Source organism: Pseudomonas sp. GW821-FHT02H06, assembly GCF_059421525.1.
The window spans coordinates 53,314-78,123 of the sequence record NZ_JBWKVD010000018.1; the positions used below are offsets into that span (position 1 = coordinate 53,314).

A 24,810-nucleotide genomic window follows, 5' to 3' on the forward strand; every position below is an offset into this window, starting at 1 on the left:
ATGAAATCCATACGAGATCAGGCCGCGCATTTTCCCGAACTGGTGGGCTTTTATGCGCAGACCCAGCCGGACCGGATTGCCCTTCGACACATCGTCCACGAGGACCAGCCGCCGCTGCTGACCACCTACGCCCAGCTGGATGCCAAGGCGCGTTCGATTGCCGCCTGCCTGCAGCAGAATCTCGGTGCGCAGGGCGGCGAGCGGTGCGTGCTGATCCTGCCGACCGGCGCCGATTACGCGGCGGCGTTCCTCGGCTGTTTGTACGCCAAGGTCATCGCCGTGCCGGCCTTCGCCCCCGAGTACAACCGCCAGACCCACCTCGACCGGTTGACCGGCATCCTCCACGACGCCGCGCCGCAGATGGTCCTCGGGCGCCGGGAAGACCTGGATAAATTCCAACACCTGTTGCAGCCGTTCATGCCCGCTGGCGGGCGTTTCGCTGCGGTCGAAGAGATCACCGACGGCCACGCAGGCTTTCAGGCGCCGCTGATCGACACCGCGTCGCTGGCCTTCCTGCAATACACCTCGGGCTCCACCAGCGCACCGAAAGGCGTGATGGTCTCCCACGACAATCTCATGGCCAACGAAGTCGCCATGGCCCGGCACTTCGTCTCCGATTCGGGGTTGGAAAGCTGGGTCAGCTGGCTGCCGCTGTACCACGACATGGGCCTGATGTGCGGCCTGCTGCTGCCGCTGTACTACGGCGGTACGCTGACGCTGATGTCGCCGAACTATTTCCTCGGCCGCCCGGCGCGCTGGCTGGAAGCGATGAGTCAGTACGGCGGGACCTTCTCCGGCGGCCCGGATTTCGCCTATCGCCTGTGCGTCGAGCGCATCAAACCCAGCGCGGTGAAAAACCTGACACTGGACAACTGGAGCCTGGCGTTTTCCGGCTCCGAGCCGATCCGCATCGCCACGCTGGATGCCTTCAGCGAGCATTTTGCGCCGGCCGGTTTCAATCGCCGCGCCCTGACGCCGAGCTATGGTCTGGCCGAAGCGACGCTGTACGTGAGCGCCGCCGAGCGCGACAGGCCGTTCGGCATCAAGCATTTCGACGGCAGCCAGCTCGCCGCCGGGGATGCCGCCGAGGCGGTGTTCGCCAATCAGAATGCCAAAAGCCGTCTGCCGGGGTGCGGCTGGTGCCGGCCCGATCATGACCTGCGGATTGTCGATCCGGCCACGCTGCAACCCCTCGCGTCCGGCCACGTCGGCGAAATCTGGATAGCCGGGCCAAGCGTCGCCCAGGGCTATTGGCAGAACGCCGAAGCCACCGCGCAGACCTTCGTCGAGGAAGACGGCCAGCGCTGGTTGCGCAGCGGCGATCTGGGCATTGCCAGCGACAACGAGCTGTTCATCACCGGTCGCTTGAAGGATCTGATCATCCTCAACGGCCAGAACCTGTACCCCCAGGACATCGAGCAGGCGCTGGAGAAAAGCGTCGAGCTGCTGCGTCGCGGGCGCATCGCCGCCTTCCCGGTGACGGACGAACAGGGCGTCGAAGGCGTTGGCCTGGCCCTGGAAATCAGCCGGAACGTGCGCCGTCTGATGAAGCCGCCGATGATTTGTGAAGCGGTGCGCGACGCGGTGTCCGAGCTGTTTCTGGTGGCGCCGAAAGTCATTGTGCTGCTGGAGCCGGGCGCACTGCCGCGCACCACCAGCGGCAAGCTGCAACGTTCCGCCTGCCGCAGCGGCTGGCAGAACGGCAGCCTCGACAGCTTCGCGATCTGGCAGGACGGCCGCTTGCTCGATACTGACAGCGCAGACGTTGCAGTTGATTTATCGCCGTTGCTGCCGGAAGTGCTGGCGGCGTGGCAGGAAGTCCTCGGCAAAAGCGACCTGAATGCCGCCGACCACTTCTTCGCCCGTGGCGGCGATTCGGTCGGCGTGGTGCAAGTGCTGTCGCGGCTGAACAGCGAGCTGGGCCTGACACTTGAGCCCGCGCACCTGTTCGAACACCCGACCCTTGGCGCCTTCAACGCCCACGTCGCCGTCCACGTCTCCACCCAGCCCCGCAGCGCCGAACGCCCTGAGGGCGTACCGCTGATCTCCCGTGACAGTGACCCCGAGCAGTCTTTTGCCCAGCAGCGCCTGTGGTTCCTCGCGCAGCTGGAGCCGGACAGCAGCGCCTATCACCTGTGCGGCCAGTTGAGCCTCAACGGCGCACTGGATGATGCCGCGCTGCAACGCAGCTTCGACGATCTGGCCGCCCGCCACGAAAGCCTGCGCACCACCTTCGCCATCGACGCCAACGAAAAGCTGGTGCAGCGTATTCACGCGCCGGGCCAGGTGCTGATTGAACGGCATTACCTGAGTGAGGACACTAACCCGCAGGACGCGTTGAGCGAACTGGCCAGAGCGGCGGTCGAGCAACCGATGGATCTGCAGAACGGCCCGCTGTGGCGCGTGCTCAATGTGCGGCTGGCGGCGGATCGGCAGCAACTGGTGCTGGTGCTGCATCACATCATCGCCGACGGCTGGTCGGTGCAGGTGATGCTCAAGGAGTTCGCCGCGCTGTACAGCGCCCATGTAAAGGGCGCAGAGCCGGCCTTGCCGCCGCTGCCGATCCAATACGCCGACTTCGCCGCCTGGCAGCGCGCGCGTCTGGCCGGTGGCGAAGGTCAGCGCCAACTGGCGTACTGGCGTGAGCAATTGGGTGATGCCCAGACCGTCTTGAATCTGCCTGCCGATCGCCCGCGTCCGGCGCAACAAAGCCACCGCGGCGCCCGCTATGCCATCGCCCTCGACCGCGACTTGAGCCAAAGCCTGCGCGACCTCGCCAGCCGACACGGCGCGACCCTGTTCATGGTCATGCTCGCCGCCTACAAAACCCTGTTGCAGCGTTACAGCAGCCAGACCGATTTGCGCGTCGGCGTCCCGGTGGCGGGGCGGACCTGCACCGAGTCCGAAGGCCTGATCGGCCTGTTCGTCAACACCCTGGTGCTGCGCAGCGAGGTGTCGCCGCAGCAGTCGTTCAGCACGCTGATTGAGGCCGTGCGCCACACCGCGCTGGGCGCGCAACACCATCAGGACCTGCCGTTCGAGCAACTGGTCGAAGCCCTCGGCGTGTCCCGTAACCTCAGCCACAACCCGCTGTGCCAGGTGAAATTCACCCAGCAGTTCCCGCTGCCGCAGAACGTTGAAATGGCCGGTGTGCGCATGGACGTCAGCCAGCTCGACGACTACTCGGCGCATTTCGATTTAGGCCTGGACATCACCGACGATGCCGACGGCATTCAAGCGGTTTTCACCTATGCCTGCGACCTGTTTGACGAGCCGCGCATCGCCGGTCTTGCGGGTGATCTGCTGTGGATCTGCGCGCAAGTGGTGGCGCAACCTCAGGTGCGTCTGGCTGATCTGCGGATCGGCGCCGAGCCTTCATTTGTCGCGGCGGAAACAGTGACGTTCCCGGCCACTGATGTGCTGAGCCTGTGGGATGCCAGTGTCAGCGCGCAGCCGAATCGCCTGGCCCTGCAAGACGAACAGCGCAGCGCCCGCTTTGCCGAGGTCGATGCCCAGGCCAACCAACTGGCGCAGCATCTGCGTCAGGCCGGTGTGGGCGTGGAAAGCCGCGTCGGTATTCTGCTGGAGCGCTCGCTGGAGTTCGTCGTCGGCCTGCTGGCGGTGCTCAAGAGTGGTGCCGCGTTTGTGCCGATGGACCCGAAATGGCCAGCCGAACGCCAGGCGTTTGTCCTGGCCGACAGTGGCGCAAGCGGGTTGATCAGCGATGTGGCTGCACCGGCTGACTTCAGTGGCGACCTTATCGGCGTGGCTGCCGATGCCGCGTGGCGTTCGCTACCGGCGACAACACTAGATGTGCCCGTAAACGCCGATCAGGCCGCGTACCTGATCTACACCTCCGGCACCAGCGGCACGCCGAAAGGGGTGGTCATCAGCCACGGCGCCCTGGCCGATTACGTCCAGGGCTTACTCGCACGGCTTGATCTGGCGCCCGAGGCGAGCATGGCGATGGTCTCCACCGTCGGCGCCGACCTGGGCCACACCGTGCTGTTTGGCGCGCTGTGCTCGGCGCGTTCGCTGCACCTGATCAGTCCCGAGCGCACCAACGACGCCGACCGCTTCGCCGCGTACATGGCCGAGCACAAGGTGGGCGTGCTGAAGATCGTGCCGACCCATTTGAACGGCCTGCTGCAGGCGACGAATGCGGCCGATGTGCTGCCCGACCACGCGCTGATCCTTGGCGGTGATGCGCTGCCGTGGGAGCTGGTGGCCCAGGTCAAACGCCTGAAACCCGGCTGCCGGGTCATCAATCACTACGGCCCGACTGAAACCACCGTCGGCGTGCTGAGCAATGAGGCGTTTGAAGCGTCGATGGGCGACAGCGTGCCCGTCGGCCGGCCGCTGCCCAATGCCGTGGCGCTGATTCTCAACGACCAACTGCAGCCGGTGGTGCAGGGCGACGTCGGTGAGCTGTACATCGGCGGGCCGGGTCTGGCGCGGGGGTATCACCAGCGTCCGGCCATGACCGCTGCGGCCTTCATTCCGGATCCGAGCGGCAGCGGTGCTCGGCTGTACCGCAGTGGCGACCGCGCGCGGTTGCTGGCCAACGGGCAGATTCAATTCCTCGGCCGTGCCGACGATCAGGTCAAGGTGCGCGGCTACCGCGTGGCCCTGGGTGAAATCGCCCAGCGCCTGCGCCAGCTGGACGGCGTGCGTGACGCCCACGTGCGCGTCGATGATCGCGGCCAATTGATCGCTTATGCGCTGGTGGCGAGTGGTGCAACGGTGGACGGCGAGGCGCTGCGAACACAGCTGGCCCAGAGCCTGCCGGACTACATGGTGCCGAGCCACATCCTGACCCTCGATGCCTTCCCGCTGACCGCCAACGGCAAGCTCGACGCCAGCGCGCTGCCGACGCCGACCCTGGCGTCCAACGATTTCGAAGCGCCCCGTGAAGGGGTCGAAGCCGCACTCGCCGCGCTGTGGCAAGCGGCGCTGAACGTCGAGGCGGTGGGCCGTCACGACAACTTTTTCACCCTCGGCGGCGACTCGATTCTCAGCCTGCAGATCATCGCCCGGGCCCGGCGTCAGGGCATTCGCCTGACGCCCAAGCAGCTGTTCGAAAAACAGACCATCGCCGAACTCGCCCAGGTCGCCACGGTGGCCGAAGCCAAACCTGCCGCCGCGCCCGTCACAGCGGCGGTCGCACCCCGCGAGTTTGCCCTGACGCCGATTCAGGCGCGCTTCTTCAGCCTGCCCATCGCCCAGCGTCAGCACTGGAACCAGTCGCTGCTGCTCGACGTGCCCGAGGCGCTGGACACTGCGCGGTTGCAACAGGCCCTCGCGGCCGTACTGGCCCATCACGACAGCTTGCGCCTGAGCTTCCATCAGAACGATGCAGGCCAGTGGCAGCAGCGTTACCGCGACAGTGAAAGTGCCGAGCGCGTGCTGTGGACCTGTGAACTGAGCCGCGAAGACGACCTCGATTCGCTTAACGACGAAGCCCAGCGCAGCCTGAACATCGACACCGGTCCGCTGCTGCGGGTGGTCCATGCGCGCCTGCCTTCGGGCGAAGCGCGTTTGCTGCTGGCGATCCATCACCTGGCCGTGGACGGCGTGTCGTGGCGGGTGCTGCTGGAAGATCTGCAACTGGCTTACAGCCAACTGGCGGCTGGAAAGGGCGTGGCATTGGCCGATAAAACCGCCAGCTTCCAGACCTGGTCGCAGTCGTTGAGCACCCTGGCGCACAGCCCTGAACTGCAAAAACAGCTGCCGTACTGGCAAGGGCTGAATGCCGCCGATGCCGTACTGCCCGGCGATGCGTCCGTGGAAAGCCTTGTCGGCGACAGCGAAACCCTGCACCTGACCCTCGACGCGACCGCCACCCGCCGCCTGCTCAGCGAAGCCCCGGCCGCCTACCGCACACGCATCGATGACCTGCTGCTGGCGGCGCTGTCCCAGGCGCTGTGGCAGTGGAGCGGCCGTCGTCGCCACGTCATCAGCCTCGAAGGCCACGGCCGCGAGGACGCCACCCGCACTCTGGACCTGAGCCGCAGCGTCGGCTGGTTCACCAGCCTGTACCCGCTGGCGCTGGACGCCGCGGATGACGCAATCGCCACCCTCAAGTCGGTGAAGGAAGCCGTGCGCGCGGTACCGGAAAAGGGCCTCGCCTATGGCGTACTGAAATACCTCGCCGGCGCAGAGTTGCCGGATTTGACCGGCCAGGGCGTGACCTTTAACTACCTCGGCCGTTTCGACGACAGCGAGGGCGCGCTGTTCGCATTGTCGAGCCGCACGCCGGGCAATCTGCGTTGCCCCCAAGGGCCGCTGGCCAATGCCCTGGCGGTCGATGGTCAGGTGCGCGACGGCCAGTTGCAGCTGGACTGGACCTTCAGCCGCGCGCGCTTCAGCCGCGACAGCATCGAGCAACTGGTGGCGCTGTATGAAGCACAGCTGCTGCAGCTGATCGCCCATTGCGGCGATGAATCCAACGCCGGCCTGACGCCGTCTGACTTCCCTCTGGCCGGCCTGAATCAGGATCAGCTCGACGGGCTGGGCATTCCCGCGCGGGAGATCGAAGACATTCTGCCGCTGGCGCCGATGCAGCAGGGCATTTTGCTGCACAGCCTGCTGGAGCAGGGCAATGGCATCTACCTGATGCAGGACCAGTACGACGTCGGCGCCCACGTGGATTTCGACGCGTTCAAGTTCGCCTGGCAGCACGTGGTGCAGCGCCACCCGGCGTTGCGCACGGCGTTTCACGGCCTGGAAAGCGGCGTGCAGCGGCAGATTGTGATGCGTCGCGTGCCGTCGCCGGTGCAACTGATCGACCTCAGCCATCTGTCTCGCGAAGCCGCCGAAGCCGAGCTTGATGAGCTGCTGAAAAGCGAGCGCGAGCAGGGCTTCGATTTCGCCCGGGCGCCGTTGCTGCGCCTGCGCCTGATCAAGTTCGGCGAGGCGGACTTCCGTATCGTCCAGAGCCACCACCACGCGCTGATCGACGCTTGGTGCCGGGGCCTGATGCTCACCGAATTCTTCGCCCATTACCGTGCGTTCCTTGATGGCCGACAGGTCAGCCTGCCGCCGGCGCGGCCGTATCGCGACTTCCTCGCCTGGCTCGCCGAGCAGGACGAAGCGGTGAGCCGTGATTACTGGCGCAACGCGCTGGCGGGCTTCACCGACGTCACGCCGCTGCCGTACCGCCACAGTGTGCAGCGTAACCAGCAGGGTGAAACGCAGATGCGCGACGTCACCCTGGCGCTGGGCGTCGAGCAGACCGCAAAACTCGCCGAACAAGCGCGTCAGCATCGCCTGACCGCCAACACCTTCGTGCAGGCCGCCTGGGCCTTGTTGCTGATGCGCCATGCCGACCGCGACGAAGTGCTGTTCGGCGTCACCGTGGCCGGTCGTCCGACCGAGCTGGAAGGCATCGAAGGCGCACTGGGGCTGTTCATCAACACCTTGCCGCTGCGCATCCGCCGGCCCGGCATCGGCGCCTCGGCGCTGGAGCTGCTCAACGCGTTGCAGGGGCAGAACGCCGACATGCGTCAGCACGAACACCTGTCCCTGGCCGACATTCAGCTGCTCGCCGACACCCCGCGCGGCCAGCCGCTGTTCGACAGCCTGTTTGTTTTCGAGAACGTTCCGTTGGGGGCCGAGGTGCAGCAGGCCGTGAACGAATACCGCATCAACCCGCTGGCCAACCGCACCCACACCAACTACCCGTTGACCGTGGTGCTGCTGCCGGGCGAATCCCTGAAACTGCAGCTGACCTACGACACCCGGCACTTCAACGACGCCGACATGGGCACGCTGGTCAGCCACTTCCGTCGTCTGCTCACGCAGTTGATCGACAACCCGCAGCAGACGCTGAGTCAGTTGCAGATCCTTGAGCACAACGAGCGCGAGCAGTTGCTGGCCCAAGGGCTCGGCCCGGTGCAAAAGCATTGGTACGACATCAGCTACCTGGAGCGTTTCGAGGCGCGGGTGCTGGCCCATCCGGCCCAGGAAGTGGCCCGTTGTCAGGGTCAGAGCCTGAGCTACCGCGAACTCAATCGTCAGGCCAACCGCATCGGTCACGGCCTCATTGCGGCGGGCGTGCAGGGCGATGACGTGGTGGCGCTGTTTGCGCCGCGCGGCCTGCCGTTGTTGAGCATGATCGTCGGCGCGTTCAAGGCCGGTGCGGCCTATCTGGCCCTGGATGATCGTCACCCGGCCGGGCGCAGCGCGCGCATGCTGGTGAGCAGCGCCGCGCCGGTATTGCTGACGCCCCGCGAATGTCTGCCCCAGGTCGAGGCGATCGTTGCGCTGGCGGAACGCAAGCCCCGTGTGCGGGTGCTTGAAGAGCTGCTGACCGGAAGCGATTCCCTTGCTGACCAGAACCCCGGCCGCTACGCCACCGCCGAGCAACTGGCCTACGTCATCTACACCTCCGGCTCCACCGGCGAGCCGAAAGGGGTGATGGTCAACCAGCGCGGCATGCTCAACAACCAGATGTCCAAGCTGCCGTATCTGCGCCTGGGCGAGGGCGATGTCATTGCCCAGACCGCCGCCACCGGCTTCGACATTTCCGTGTGGCAGTTCCTGACCGCGCCGCTGTTCGGCGGGCGCGTGGAGATTCTGCCGGACGCCGTGGTGCAGGATCCGCAACGCCTGCTGGAAGAAGTGGCGGCCAATCAGGTCAGCGTCCTGGAGTGCGTGCCGGCGGTGATCGACGCCATGCTCGCGGTCGCGCCCCAGCGCCTCGATGCCTTGCGCTGGCTGCTGCCGACGGGTGAAGCATTGACCACGGACCTCGCCGCGCGCTGGTTTGCGCGCTACCCCGAGGTGCCGCTGGTCAACGCCTATGGCCCCGCCGAGTGCGCCGACGATGTCGCGCTGCACACCCTGATCGGCGCGCCGGCGCTCAACGCCAACATGCCGATCGGCCGACCCACCGACAACAACTGCTTGTACGTGCTGGATTCCCACCTGCAACTGGCAGCGCCCGGCGTGGTGGGCGAGCTGTACATCGGCGGCGTCGGTGTGGGCCGTGGCTACGCCGCGCGGCCAGGGCTGACCGCCGAGCGCTTCCTGCCGGATCCGTTTGGCGAGGCGGGTGCGCGGCTGTATCGCAGCGGCGACCTGGCCCGCTGGAACGCCGACGGCGCGCTGGAATACGTCGGCCGTGCGGACTTCCAGGTGAAGATCCGCGGCCAGCGCATCGAGCTGGGCGAAATCGAAAACCTGCTGTTGGCGCAACCCTCGGTGCACGACGCCGTGGTCAGCGCGCAACCGACGGCCCACGGTCCGCAACTGGTGGCCTACGTGGTCGCCGAGGCGCAGCAGGCGTTGTCCAGTGACGTGCTGAAAACCGCGCTGGCGCAAACCCTGCCGGCGTTCATGGTGCCGGCGCACATCGTCGTGCTGGCGCAGATGCCGCGCAACGCCAACGGCAAGCTCGACCGCAAGGCGCTGCCGGCGCCGAGCCTGGAAGAACGCGAGTTCGAAGCGCCACAGGGCGAGCGCGAGGAAGTCCTCGCCGAACTCTGGCAGAGCCTGCTCAACGTCGAGCAGGTCGGTCGTCACGACAACTTTTTTGAACTCGGTGGCCATTCGTTGCTGGCGACGCGGCTGCTGTCGCGGATTCGCGAGCGTCTCGGGGTGAGCATCCCGCTGGCCCAGGCCTTCGAGGCCACCACCGTCGCCGCTCAGGCGGCGCTGATCGACACCTTGCAGGGGCAGACCCTGACACTCGACCGGCTCGATGCCCTGGACGAGTTAATGAATGAGCTGGAGGAAAGCAACTGATGTCGCAACCGAGCATGACTTCCCGGAGCAAGCTGCTGGCCCTGGCCACGCGTTTCCTCAGCCTTGGCAGCGCTCAGCGTCGGGTGTTTCTGAACAAGCTGCGCGAGCAGGGCCTGGATGCGTCGTCGTTGCCGGTGCCGCCGGGCGTGGCGGGCGAGCGCAGCCCGGCGTCGTTTTCCCAGCAACGGCTGTGGTTTCTGGAGCAACTGGAACCGGGCAACAGCACGTATCACCTGCCGGGTGCCTTGCGCCTGAAGGGCGAGCTGGATGTTGGGGCCGTCCGAACGGCGTTCGAGCGCGTGGCCGAGCGTCATGCCAGCCTGCGCACGGTGTTTGGCACCGCTGAAGACGGCACGCCGGAGCAGGTGATTCTCGGCGATCAGTCGTTGCCATTCGAACGTCTGCACGCAGACGACGAGGGCGAGGTGCAGGCGCTCGCCGATGCGTTCGCCCGACGCCCGTTCGACCTGGCCCAGGGCCCGCTGTGGCGCGTGGCGTTGATCGAACGCGCGGCAGATGAGCACGTTCTGCTGGTGTGCCTGCACCACATCATCGCCGACGGCTGGTCGATTCAAGTGCTGCTGCTGGATTTCGTCGAAGCGTATCGCGCTGCCATTCAAAACGACACTGACTCACTGCCACCGCTGCCCCTAACTTACGCCGATGTCGCCCTGTGGCAGCGCGCCTGCCTGGACGCGGGCGAGGGTGATCGGCAACTGGCCTACTGGCAGCAACAACTGGGCGATGAACCGCCGGTGCTGGAATTGCCGGCGGACCGTCCGCGCCCGGCGCGCCAGAGTTTCCGTGGAGCGCGCCTGCCATTCAGCTTCGACGCGGCGCTGTCCGGGCGTATGCGAGAACTGGCCCGGCAGCGCGGCGTGACGCTGTTCACCGTCCTCCTCGCGGCCTATCAAGTGCTGTTGCAACGGCTGAGCGGGCAGACCGATCTGCGCATCGGCGTACCCATTGCCGGGCGTCAGCGCGCCGAAACCGAGGGCCTGATCGGCTTTTTCGTCAACACCCAGATTCTGCGCGGCGATGTCCAGTCCGACGCCAGCTTCAACCAGATCATCGATGGCGTTCGCCTGGCGTCCCAAGGCGCCCAAGCCCACCAGGACCTGCCGTTCGAGCAACTGGTCGACGCCCTGGCGCCGGAACGCAGCCTCAGCCACAACCCGCTGTTTCAGGTGCTCTACAACCATCAGCAACGCCAGGACGAAGCGCTGCAATTGATGCCCGGCCTCAACGCGACGCTGATGCCGCTGGACAACGGCAGCGCGCAGTTCGACCTGGCGCTGCACACCTGGGAAAACGCGGCGGGGGAGCTGGCGGGCAACTGGAATTACGCCACTGACCTGTTTGATCACGGCAGCATCGAGCGCCTGCATGGGCGTTTTGAGCAGCTGTTTGCCGAGTTGCTGGAGCGTCCGGACATTGCGATTGGCGACTTCGAGTTGCTGGACGCTGAAGACCGCGCGCAGTTGTTGTCGGTGAATGACACGGCGCGGGACTGGGGTGCCGAGCCGTTTGTTCATCGCCACTTTGAGCTTCTGGCGCAGGTGCATCCCGAGCGGGAGGCTGTACGCTTTGGCGATACGGTGTTGAGTTATCGGGAACTGGATCAGCGGGCCAATCAACTGGTCCATTACCTTCGCGAGCAGGGCGTCGGGCGCGAATCCCTGGTGGGCGTCGCGGCGTTGCGTTCGGTGGAAATGGTGGTGGCGCTGTACGCAGTGCTGAAAGCAGGTGCTGCGTACGTGCCGCTGGATCCCGAGTATCCCGCTGATCGTCTGCGCTACATGCTCGAAGACGCCGGGATTGGTTTGTTGCTGAGCCACAATGCGGTGATCGACGATCTGCCGGTTGTCGAAGGGCTGCGGGTGATCAATCTGGATCAGCTTTCAGTGTCGGATTATCCCGTCACGGCGCCGGTTGTAGACCTGCACCCCGAACAACTGGCCTACATGATTTACACCTCCGGTTCGACCGGGAAACCCAAGGGCGCGGGCAACACTCACGCGGCGCTGTTCAACCGTCTGGCCTGGATGCAGGACGCTTATTCCCTCGACACCACCGACGCGGTGCTGCAAAAAACGCCCTTCAGTTTTGACGTGTCGGTCTGGGAGTTCTTCTGGCCGTTGATGGTTGGCGCGCGTCTGGTGGTAGCTCAGCCAGGTGATCATCGCGATCCGCTGCTGTTGAAATCCTTGATCGAACAACAGCACATCACCACGCTGCACTTCGTCCCGTCGATGCTCGGTGCCTTCATGGCTCAGGACGATCTGAGCGGCTGCGCCTCCCTGAAACGGATCGTCTGCAGCGGCGAAGCCTTGCCTGCCGATCTGGCTCGGGAAACCCTGCAGCGCCTGCCAAATGCTGGCCTGTTCAACCTGTACGGCCCGACCGAAGCGGCCATCGACGTCACCCACTGGACCTGCGTGGATGAACCGGGCGCTTCCGTACCCATCGGCGCCCCCATCGCCAATCTGCAGATCCACATTCTCGACAGCCGCCTCAACCCGCAACCCATCGGCGTTCCCGGCGAACTGTACATCGGCGGCGACGGTCTGGCTCGCGGCTATCACCTGCGTCCGGGGCTGACTGCCGAGCGCTTCGTCGCCAGCCCATTCGGCAACGGCGAGCGTCTGTACCGTACCGGTGACCTGGCCCGCTGGCGTGCGGACGGCGTGGTGGAATACCTCGGCCGTCTCGATCACCAGATCAAATTGCGCGGCCTGCGGGTTGAAATCGGCGAAATCGAAGCGGCGCTGCTGGATCACCCGGCGGTCAACGAAGCCGTGGTCATCGCCCGTGAATTGGCGACCGGCATGCAACTGGTGGGTTATCTGGTCGCCAATGATTTCGATGAAGAACGCCTGCGCGCCCAGCTGAAACAGCGCCTGCCGGATTACATGGTCCCGGCCCACTTCGTCACGCTGGACAGTCTGCCGCTGTCGGCCAACGGCAAGCTCGACCGCAAAGCCTTGCCAGACCCGCAAATCCAGCAACGTGCTTTCGAAGCACCACTGGCCGGGGTCGAAGCGCAACTGGCCGCGCTCTGGCAAGACCTGCTCGGCGTCGCCCAGGTCGGTCGTCAGGACAATTTCTTTGCCCTCGGCGGCGACTCGATCCTCAGCCTGCAAATCATCTCTCGCGCCCGCAAGGCCGGCATCGTGCTGTCGCCCCGGCAGATGTTCGAACGCCAGACCATCGCCGAGCTGGCCCAGGTCGCTCAGGTGGTCACTCAGAATGTGACAGCTGTCGAACCCATCGAGCTGAACCGCGACATCCCGCTGACGCCGATTCAGCATTGGTTCTTCCAGCAACCGATGAAGAACCGCAGTCACTGGAATCAGTCGCTGCTGTTGAACCCGAGCGAAGCCCTGGACCTTCCGGCGCTGACCCAGGCCCTTCACGCCATACTTAACCATCACGATGCCCTGCGCATGAGGTTTGTGCAGCAGGACAACGGCCAGTGGCAGCAACGCTATCGTGCAGAGCTTTCATCCGAAGAGCAGGCTCACGAAGGCCTGTTGTGGCAGCGTGAATCCAGCCTCGCGCAACTCAATGCAGCCTGCGACGAAGCCCAAACCAGCCTCGATCTGAGAGACGGCCCGCTGCTTCGCGCCGTGCATTTCACCCTGGCCGAAGGCGGCGAGCGTCTGTTGCTGGTGATTCATCATCTGGTGGTGGATGGCGTGTCGTGGCGCATCCTGCTGGAGGACCTGCAAAACGCCTACACCCAGGCGCAAGCGGGCCTCGCCATCGACCTCGGCGACAAGACCGCATCCTTCCAGCGCTGGGCCAACCGCCTGCTGGATTTCGCCTACAGCGACGCCGTGCTCGCCGAAGCCGATTACTGGCGCAACCTGCCGTCAGCACCGGAATTGCCTTGCGCCAATCCCCAGGCCGAAGCGCGTCAAAACCACGTGCGTCAACTGCACCTGCAACTGGACGCCGCGCGCACTGACCGGCTGATCAGCGAGGCCCCGGCGGCGTATCGCACGCAGATCAACGACCTGCTGCTGACCGCGCTGGTGCGGGCGATGAAGCGCTGGAGCGGCGAATCCCGGGCGATGATCGCCCTGGAAGGCCACGGCCGCGAAGACCTGTTCGACGGCGTTGATCCGGCGCGCACCGTCGGCTGGTTCACCAGCCTGTACCCGGTCAGCCTGCATGCCGACGACGACCTCGACGCGGCACTCAAACACACCAAGGAAACCCTGCGCGCCGTGCCCAATGGCGGCCTCGGTTACGGCCTGCTGCGCCATCTGCGCGGCGAAGCCTTGCCGGCGCTGGACGGCTGCGTGCTGTTCAATTACATGGGCCGGCTGCAACACAGCAGCGGGCTTTTCAGCCTGGCCGAGGAGGGCAGTGGTGCCCAGCGCGCCGCCGATGCGCCGCTCAATGGCGAGCTGTCCATCGACGCGCAGATCCGTGACGGCCAATTCAGCCTGACCTGCAGCTTCAGCGACGAGCGCCACGAGTCCGCGTCGGTTCAGCGCCTGCTCGACGCCTATGCCGAAGCGCTGGACGAGGTGATCGAACACTGCCGTCGGCACTCTGCGGTCACGCCGTCGGACTTCCCGGCACTCGCTTTGACTCAGGCACAACTCGATGCACTCCCGGTTGCGGCTTGGGACATCGAACAGCTGTACCCACTGACCCCGATGCAGCAAGGCCTGCTGTTCCACACCGAGCTGAGCGGCAGCGAGGTCGCCGATCCCGCCAGCGCTCGCGACCTGTACATCAATCAGGTGGCGCTGGACATCGAACACCTGCCGGTGGCCCGCTTCAAATCGGCATGGGCGGCGGCGGTTCAGCGCCATCCGATCCTGCGTGCGGCGTTCCTGCGCGTGCCTGGCAGCGAACAGCCAGTGCAGCTGATTCGTCGCGATGCTGCGCTGGTCGTACGCGAACTTGACCTGCGCGCTGGCGATCAATCCCTCGCGGACGTGCTGGTGGCCGAGCGGGAAACCCCGTTCGACCTGCACGCGGCGCCGCTCATGCGCGTGTTGCTGGTTCGCCAGAGCGAGACGCTGTGGAAACTGGTCTGGACCTTCCACCACATTCTGCTGGACGGCTGGAGCAGCGCGGCGGTGCTGGGCGAGGTGATTCAGGCGGCGATGTCTGACACCACGCCGCAGCCCGCCGGGCATTACGCGGATTACGTCGATTGGCTGCTGGGCCGCGATGCCGAGGGCAGCAAGACCTTCTGGCAGACCCACCTGGCCGGTTTCGACCAACCGACCATGATGGCAGCAGCCCTGACCGCGCCGACGTCCAGCACCGGCGAGCCGTTGCCGAATCAGGTGCGCGTCACTTCCATGGACCTCAACAGCGAGCTGCTGAACAGCGCCGCCCGCCGTCAGCGCGTGACCGTCAACACGCTGATTCAGGCGGTCTGGGTCCTGCTGTTGCAGCGCTACACCGGGCAGCAGCGGGTCGCGTTCGGCGCCACGGTGTCCGGTCGTTCCGCGCAGGTGCCGGGCATCGAGCGCATGCTCGGGCTGTTCATCAACACCCTGCCGCTGGTGCAGGCGCCGCAAGCGCAGCAGAAGGTCGGCGACTGGCTCAATGACCTGCAAGCCCACAACCTGGAACTGCGCGAGCACGAACACACGCCGCTGTTCGAGGCCCAGCGTTACGCAGGTCATGCCGGCCGTGACCTGTTCGACAGCCTGCTGGTGTTCGAAAACTACCCGGTGGACGCGGTGCTGCGGGACAAGCAGGCCAACGGTGTCAACCTGGGTTCCGTCGAACTCAGCGACAAGACCCACTACCCGTTGAGCCTGGCGGTGGTGGCGGGCGAGCACGCCCACGTTCACGTCAACTACCACAGCAACGTGTTCAGCGCCGAACAGATCGAGCGCTTGTGCGGGCATTTTCAGGCCTTGCTGGACGGCCTCTGCCGCTTCCCCGAGGCGCGCATCGGCGAGCTGTCGATGCTCACCGAACGCGACATCAGCGCGATGCACGCCTGGAACACGCCGCCGTTTTCGCCGTACGTCGATCGTCCGATTCACGAGCTGATCGCCGACCACGCGCGCATTCGGCCCAACGCCATTGCGCTGGTCCATGGTGAACAGCGCCTGACCTTCGCCGAGTTTGACCGACGCGCCAACCAACTGGCCCATGCCTTGCGCGCCCGGGGCATCGGCACCGAAGTGCGCGTGGCGATTGCCATGGAGCGCGGCATTGATCTGTGGCTGGCGTTTTATGCCGTGCTCAAGGCGGGTGGGGCGTATATCCCGCTCGACCCGGATTACCCGACCGAACGCCTGCGCTACATGCTCGAAGACGGCGGCGTGAAGCTGCTGATCAGCCACGATGCGGCGCTGGATCGCGTGCCGGTGGGCGACGTGCCGCTGCTGAACATCGACGAACTGGATTGCTCGTCCGAACCGGAAATGGCACCGGATGTGGTGATTCACCCGCAACAACTGGCGTACCTGATTTACACCTCGGGCTCGACAGGCAAGCCGAAGGGTGCGGCCATCGCCCACGCCGACATTTCGATGCACATCCAGACCATTGGCGAGCGTTATCGCTTTACGCCGGAAGACCGCAAGTTCCACTTCCTGTCGATCAGCTTCGACGGCGCCCACGAAGGCTGGATGATGCCGCTGTGTTACGGCGCCCGAGTCGTGCTGCGGGATCAGGAACTGTGGAGCGTTGAGCAGACCTACGACACGTTGATCCGCGAAGGCATCACCGTGGCGTCGTTCCCGCCGAGCTACCTGCGTCAGCTGTCCGACTGGGCCGGGGTGCAGGGCAAGGGTCCTGGCGTGAAAACCTACTGCTTCGCCGGTGAAGCCTTCAGCCGCGAGATGCTCCACGACGTGATCCGCAATTTGCAGCCGCTGTGGATCATCAACGGCTACGGCCCGACCGAAACGGTAGTGACGCCGACCTTGTGGCTGGCCTCCGCCGAGACCGCCGACTTCACCACGGCCTACGCGCCGATCGGTGACCTGGTGGGGGATCGTCAGGGTTACGTGATGGACGCAGACCTCAATCCGCTGCCCCAAGGCATTGCCGGTGAGCTGTACCTCGGCGGTGCCGTGGCGCGGGGTTATCTGGACCGTCCGGGCGCGACCGCCGAGCGCTTCTTGCCGCACCCGTTCCGTGCCGGTGAGCGCCTCTATCGCAGTGGCGACCGCGTGCGGCTGAACAGTGAAGGGCTGCTGGAGTATCTGGGCCGTATCGACCACCAGATCAAGATCCGCGGTTTCCGCATCGAAGCCGGTGAGATCGAAGCCGCGCTGAAAACCTGCAAGGGCGTTCGCGAGGCCTTGGTCATCGTCCGTGACAGCACAAACGGCAAGGTCTTGCTCGGTTATGTCGGCGGCAACGGTCTGGCCGAGGACAGCCTCAAGCAGCAGCTGAAAAACACCCTGCCGGAATACATGGTGCCGGCGCACATCGTGGTCATGGAACGCCTGCCGCAGTTGCCCAACGGCAAGCTGGACCGCAACGCGCTGCCCGATCCACAGGTGATCTCCAGCGATTATCAGGCGCCGCAAACGCGCCTTGAACAGCAATTGGCGGCGCTCTGGCAGCCACTGCTGGGCATCGACGCCGTCGGCCGCAACGATCACTTTTTCGAGCTCGGCGGCCACTCGCTGCTGGCGATGCAGCTGATTTCCCGGCTGCGCCATGAGCATCAACTGAGCGTGCCGTTGCGCGCGCTGTTCGACGCGCCGCGCCTCAGTGATTTCGCCCAGCGCATTGCGGGCTTGGCCCAAACCGAGGCCCCCCAGCTTGAGCTGACCCCACGTTCGCAAGACCGGGCCGTGCAGTCGTTCTCCCAACAGCGCCTGTGGTTCCTCGATCAGCTGCAACCCGGCGGCCATGCCTACAACCTGCCGGGCGCCGTGCGCTTGTGCGGCGAGCTGAACGAGGTTGCATTGCAGGCGGCATTCGACGGCCTGACCGCGCGTCATGAAGTGCTGCGCACGCGGTTCCTGGCGGTCGAGGGCGTGCCGATGCAACAAATCGAGCCTGCTTCAAGGGTGGAGATCGAGCGGCTGGATATTAGCCATGAAGGGGATATCGACACCGCCTTCAACGCCCTGGCTCAAGACTTCGTCAAGCGTCCGTTCGACCTGTCGCGCAGCCCCGTCTGGCGACTGGCGCTGGTGCGTGTCGCGCCTGACGAACAGCGTCTGCTGCTGTGCCTGCACCACATGATCTCGGACGGTTGGTCGGTGCGCGTGCTGCTGCAGGAATTCTGCGAGCTGTACCGCGCGGCCGTGGAAAACCGCGCGCCGCAACTCGCGCCATTGCCGGTGCAATACGCTGACTTCGCTGCCTGGCAGCGCGAATGGCTGGCGGCGGGCGAGGGCGAGCGGCAGTTGAATTACTGGCGCGAGCAACTGGGTGACGAGCACCCGGTGCTGCAACTGCCGACCGACCGGCCGCGTCCGCCCCAGCAGAGCTATCGCGGTGATCGCGTGCTGTTCGCCTTCGATATCGCGTTCAGTCAGCGCCTGCGCGAGTTCGCCAGACAACAGGGCATCACGCCGTTCATGGCGATCCTGTCGGCCTATCAAGTGTTGCTGCACCGCCTGAGCGGCCAGAACGACCTGCGCATCGGCGTGCCGATTGCCGGCCGTTCGCGGCTGGAAGTCGAAGGGCTGATCGGCTTTTTCGTCAGCACTCAGGTGCTGCGGGCCGAGGTGTCTGCCGAGCTGACCTATCGCCAGGTGCTGGAACAGGCCAAGGCGCGGACCCTCGGTGCCCAGGCCCATCAGGACCTGCCGTTCGAGCAACTGGTCGAAGTGCTGCAACCCCACCGCAGCCTGAGCCATAACCCACTGTTCCAGGTGGCCTACGATCACCAGCAGCAGGACTTCGAATCCCTCGCTGGATTGCCCGGCCTGCGTGCCGACGTGCTGCCGCTGGACGACGGCAGCAGCCAGTTCGACCTGGCGCTGAACACCTTTGAGGACGCCGACGGCGGGCTGGGTGGGTCGTGGAACTACGCCACGGACCTGTTTGATCACGGCAGCATCGAGCGCTTGCATGCCCGCTTTGAGCAGCTGTTTATCGAGTTGATCGAGCAGCCGGACGCGGCAATTGGCGACTTCGAGTTGCTGGATGCTGAAGACCGCGCGCAGTTGGCGCTGGTCAATGACACGGCGCGGGATTGGGATTCTGAGCCGTTTGTGCATCAGCATTTTGAGCGGCTGGCGCAGATGCACCCTGAGCGCGAGGCGTTGCGCTTTGGCGAGCAGGTGTTGAGTTATCGCGAGCTGGATAAGCGGGCGAACCAACTGGCCCATTACCTTCGCGAGCAGGGCGTCGGTCGCGAATCGCTGGTGGGCGTGGCGGCGTTGCGTTCGGTGGAAATGGTGGTGGCGCTGTACGGGGTGTTGAAAGCCGGCGGGGCGTATGTGCCGCTTGATCCGGAGTACCCGGCGGACCGTTTGCGCTACATGCTCGAAGACGCCGGCATTGGTTTGCTGCTGAGCCACGATGCGGTGATCGCTGATCTGCCGGTTATTGAAGGCTTGCGATTGGTGAACTTGAATCATCTGGCGTTGGCGGATTATCCCGTCACAGCGCCGGTCCTAGAACTGCACCCCGAGCAACTGGCCTACATGATTTACACCTCCGGTTCGACGGGGAAACCGAAAGGCGCGGGCAACACTCACGCGGCGCTGTTCAACCGTTTGGCCTGGATGCAAGAAGCCTATGCACTCGATGCAACCGACGCCGTGCTGCAAAAAACGCCCTTCAGTTTCGACGTATCGGTGTGGGAGTTCTTCTGGCCGTTGATGGTCGGTGCGCGTCTCGTGGTCGCTCAGCCGGGTGATCACCGCGATCCTGTTGCCCTCAACAGGCTGATCGAAAAAGAGCAGATCACCACGCTGCACTTCGTCCCGTCGATGCTCGGTGCCTTCATGGCCCAGGACGATCTCACCGGTTGCGCTTCCTTGAAACGCATCGTCTGCAGCGGTGAAGCCCTGCCTGCCGATCTGGCCCGGGAAACCTTGCAGCGCCTTCCACACGCTGGCCTGTTCAACCTGTATGGCCCGACGGAAGCGGCCATCGACGTCACCCACTGGACCTGCCGCGACGAACCGGGTGCTTCCGTGCCCATCGGTCGCCCGATAAATAATCTTCAGATCCATATCCTCGACAGCCGCCTCAATCCGCAACCCATCGGCGTACCGGGCGAGCTGTACATCGGCGGCGACGGTTTGGCGCGCGGTTATCACCTGCGTCCCGGCCTGACCGCCGAGCGTTTCGTTGCCAGCCCATTCGGCACCGGCGAGCGGCTGTATCGCACCGGTGACCTGGCCCGTTGGCGTGCCGACGGCGTGGTGGAATACCTTGGCCGTCTCGATCACCAGATCAAACTGCGCGGTTTGCGGGTTGAAATCGGCGAGATCGAAGCGGCGCTGCTGGATTACCCGGCGGTCAGCGAAGCGGTGGTTGTTGCCCGTGAACTGGCGACCGGCATGCAGCTGGTGGGCTATCTGGTTGCCGAGGACTTCGACGAAGAACAGCTGCGCACCCAACTGAAACAGCGCCTGCCGGACTACATGGTCCCGGCGCACTTCGTCACGCTGGACACTCTGCCGCTGTCCGCCAACGGCAAGCTCGATCGCAAGGCGCTGCCCGATCCACAGATCCAGCAGCGCAGCTTCGAAGCGCCACTGGCCGGCGTCGAAACCCAACTGGCCGCACTGTGGCAAGAGCTGCTCGGCGTCGCCCAGGTCGGGCGTCAGGACAACTTCTTCGCCCTAGGCGGGCACTCGCTGCTCGGCATCCAGCTGGTGGCGCAAATCCGCCGCGACCTGAAGCTTGAGCTGCCCCTGCGTGCGCTGTTCGAGTCGCCGGTCCTCGCCGATCTGGCCCACTACCTGAACACCCAGGCGCTCGCCACGGCGATGCCGGTTCTGCAGCCCCGTGCCGACCGGGAATTCGCGCCGCAGTCCTTCGCCCAGCAGCGGCTGTGGTTCCTTGCGCAACTGGAGCCCGACAGTGTTGCGTACAACCTGCCGTGCGTGCTCAACCTCAGCGGCGCGCTGAAACTTGATGCCCTGCAACAGACCTTCGACGCCCTGGCAGGCCGTCACGAAACCTTGCGCACCTGCTTCCGCCCGTCGCCGATGCAAAACGGGGAGGCGGTGCCGCAGCAGCGGATTCTGCCCATCAGCAGCGTGCACATCGCCCGCCATGACCTGCGCGACAACGCTGCGCCGGAAGCAGCATTCGACGCGCTGGCCGAGGCGTTCATGAATCAGCCCTTCGACCTCGACGCCGAGCGCGCGCCGTGGCGTGTGGCCCTGGCGCGGGTGGCGGACGATCAATGGCGCCTGCTGCTGTGCATGCACCACATCATCTCCGACGGTTGGTCGGTGCAGGTCATGCTCGAAGACTTCGCCACGCTGTATCGCCGGTTTGCCCAAGGCAGCGACGCGCAACTGGCTGAGCTGCAACTTACAGAGCTCAGCGTGCAATACGCCGACTACGCCAGTTGGCAGCGCGAACACCTGAGCGGCGCCGAGCGCGAGCGCCAATTGAAATGGTGGCGTGAAGCCTTGGGTGACGAACAGCCGGTGCTGGAACTGCCGGCGGACCGTTCGCGTCCCGCCGAGCGCGACGGCAAAGGCGGGCGCCATGCCTTCGTGCTGCCGCAAGACCTGGCCGACACACTGCGCCATACCGCGAAAGCCCACGACGCCACGCTGTTCATGCTGTTCCTGGCCTCGTTCGACACGCTGCTTTATCGCCTCAGCGGCCAGCGCGATCTGCGCATCGGCGTGCCGGTGGCGGGGCGTGCCGAGGTGCAGACCCAGGGCCTGATCGGCTTCTTCGTCAACACCCTGGTGCTGCGCGCCCAGGTCAGCGGCGACCAGCCGTTCACCGCGCTGCTGGCCCAGGTCAAGGACAACCTGCTCGGCGCCCACGCCCATCAGGACCTGCCGTTTGAGCAACTGGTGGAAGCGCTGCAACCGGCGCGCAGCCTGAGCGTCAACCCGCTGTTCCAGGTCAGCTACAACCACCAGCAACAGCCGGATCTGTCGCTGCTGCAGTTCGATGATTTGAGCTGCGAAGCCCGGCAGGGGGACATCAAGGGCGCGCAATTCGATCTGGTGCTGGGCACCTTCGAACACCGCGACGGGCGCATCAGCGGCTACCTCGATTACGCCACCGACCTGTTCGACGCCTCGACCGTGGCGCGTCTGTTCGAGCAACTGGTCACGTTGCTGCGGGCGATCTGCGCGCAACCCCATGCCGCCATCGGCGACCTGCCGTTGCTCGGCGAAACCGACCTGGCCGCGCTGGATCAATGGAACACGCCGCCGTTTTCGCCTTACGTCGATCGGCCGATTCACGAGCTGATCGCCGACCACGCGCGCATTCGCCCCGACGCCATCGCGCTGGTCCATGGCGAACAGCGCCTGACCTTTGCCGAGTTTGATCGTCGAGCCAATCAACTGGCCCACGCCTTGCGAACGCGAGGCATCGGCACCGAAGTGCGCGTGGCGATTGCCATGGAGCGCGGCATTGATCTGTGGCTGGCGTTTTATGCCGTGCTCAAGGCGGGTGGGGCGTATATCCCGCTCGACCCGGATTACCCGACCGAACGCCTGCGCTACATGCTCGAAGACGGCGGCGTGAAGCTGCTGATCAGCCACGATGCGGCGCTGGATCGCGTGCCGGTGGGCGACGTGCCGCTGCTGAACATCGACGAACTGGATTGCTCGTCCGAACCGGAAATGGCACCGGATGTGGTGATTCACCCGCAACAACTGGCGTACCTGATTTACACCTCGGGCTCGACAGGCAAGCCGAAGGGTGCGGCCATCGCCCACGCCGACATTTCGATGCACATCCAGACCATTGGCGAGCGTTATCGCTTTACGCCGGAAGACCGCAAGTTCCACTTCCTGTCGATCAGCTTCGACGGCGCCCACGAAGGCTGGATGATGCCGCTGTGTTACGGCGCCCGAGTCGTGCTGCGGGATCAGGAACTGTGGAGCGTTGAGCAGACCTACGACACGTTGATCCGCGAAGGCATCACCGTGGCGTCGTTCCCGCCGAGCTACCTGCGTCAGCTGTCCGACTGGGCCGGGGTGCAGGGCAAGGGTCCTGGCGTGAAAACCTACTGCTTCGCCGGTGAAGCCTTCAGCCGCGAGATGCTCCACGACGTGATCCGCAATTTGCAGCCGCTGTGGATCATCAACGGCTACGGCCCGACCGAAACGGTAGTGACGCCGACCTTGTGGCTGGCCTCCGCCGAGACCGCCGACTTCACCACGGCCTACGCGCCGATCGGTGACCTGGTGGGGGATCGTCAGGGTTACGTGATGGACGCAGACCTCAATCCGCTGCCCCAAGGGATTGCCGGCGAACTCTATCTGGGTGGCGCCGTGGCGCGTGGTTATCTGGACCGTCCCGGCGCAACGGCCGAGCGTTTCCTGCCGCACCCGTTCCGTGCCGGCGAACGCATTTACCGCAGCGGCGACCGCGTGCGCCTGAACAGCGAGGGGCTGCTGGAATACCTCGGCCGTATCGACCACCAGATCAAAATCCGTGGCTTCCGCATCGAGGCCGGTGAAATCGAAGCGGCACTCAAGGCCTGCGACGGTGTGCGTGAGGCGCTGGTGATCGTCCGCGACAAAGGCCACGGCAAGCAGTTGCTGGGCTACGTCGGCGGCAACGACTTGTCTGAAGACAGCCTGAAGGATCAGCTGAAAAACACCCTGCCGGAATACATGGTGCCGGCGCACATCGTGGTCATGGCGCGCTTGCCGCAGTTGCCCAACGGCAAGCTGGACCGCAACGCGCTGCCTGATCCGCAGGTCGGCAGTCAGGCCTTCGAAGCGCCGGAAGGTGAGCGCGAAGTCGAGCTGGCGCGGGTCTGGCAGCAGTTGCTGGGCGTCGAGAACATCAGCCGTCAGGACAGCTTCTTCGAGCTGGGCGGCGATTCGATCCAGTCGCTGGCGGTCATCACTCGTCTGCGTCAGGTCGGTTTCAAGCTGCTGCCGAAGGACGTGTTCAGCCATCCCCGGCTCAAGGATCTGGCCCTGCGCCTCACGGTCATCGAGGCCAGCGCAGCGCTGTTGATCGAAGACGCGCCGAAGGGCGAGCTGCCGTTGACGCCGATTCAGGCGCACTTCTTCGAGCAACCGATGGCCAACCGCGCGCACTTCAACCAGGCGTTGTTGCTGGACGTGCAGCGCCCACTGGAAGCGCCGCTGTTGAGCCAGGCGCTGGCCGCGCTGCTGGGTCATCACGACGGCCTGAACCTGAGTTTCCATCAGCACGCCGACGGGTGCTGGCAGCAACAGTACCGAGCAACACCGGCCGCCGACAGCCTTTGGCTGCGTAACGTGGCGGATGACCAGGCCATGACCGCGCTGTGCGAACAGGCCCAGCGCAGCCTTGATCTGCGTGAGGGTCCGCTGCTGCGCGTGGTGCTGGCGCAGATGCCGGAAGGGCAAAAGCTGTTGCTGGTCGCCCATCACCTGGTGGTCGATGGCGTGTCGTGGCGGGTGTTGCTGGAAGATCTGGCGCGGGCGTACGCCCAGATCGCTTCGGGCGGTGCGGTGGATCTCGGTCCGAAATCCAGCAGCTTCCAGCGCTGGGCGCGGCATCTGGTCGACGCGGCGCAGGCACCTGAGCGTCAAACCGAAGTGGGCCAGTGGCTGAAACAGGTCGGCACCGCCGAGCCGGTCTGGCCGGTGGACCACCCTGAAGGCCGCGCCACGCAACAGGACCTTGAGCAGTGCGAACTGCTGCTGGGCGCGGGTCTGACCCGTCGCTTGCTGCGCGAAGCCCCGGCGGCACTGGCAGCGCGCACCGATGAAATTTTGTTGGCGGTGCTCGCCGAAGCGCTGAAGGGCTGGACTGGCCAGCCTGACAGCCTCGTCGCACTGGAAGGCCATGGCCGTGAAGCCTTGGCTGAGGGGCTGGAGGTCGGTCGCACGGTGGGCTGGTTTACCAGCCTGTTCCCGCTGCGGGTGCGTGCCGCTGCCGATATCCGCCAGACCCTCGTCGGCGTGCGTAACAGCCTGCGGGGCTTGCCGGACAAAGGCGTCG

The 24,810-nt window shown here is 65.3% G+C and carries 2 protein-coding genes (1 of these 2 only partly in view); both read left to right on the top strand.

Annotated elements, in window-relative coordinates:
- On the top strand, positions 1-9,747 hold the full coding sequence (locus tag AC07VF_RS22825; protein ID WP_495009048.1) for an amino acid adenylation domain-containing protein: 9,747 nt from the start codon (positions 1-3) through the stop codon (positions 9,745-9,747).
- A protein-coding gene (locus tag AC07VF_RS22830; protein WP_495009049.1) for a non-ribosomal peptide synthase/polyketide synthase crosses the window boundary here: on the top strand, positions 9,747-24,810 show its 5' portion. 1,115 nt of this gene lie beyond the right edge of the window; only the first 15,064 of its 16,179 coding nucleotides appear in the window; its start codon is at positions 9,747-9,749; the stop codon falls past the right edge of the window. Before AC07VF_RS22825 ends, AC07VF_RS22830 begins: the two co-directional genes overlap by 1 nt.

Coding starts and splice junctions, on each gene's coding strand:
- AC07VF_RS22825 (WP_495009048.1), top strand. CDS start 1: ATGAAATCCATACGAGATCAGGCCGCGCATTTTCCCGAACTGGTGGGC.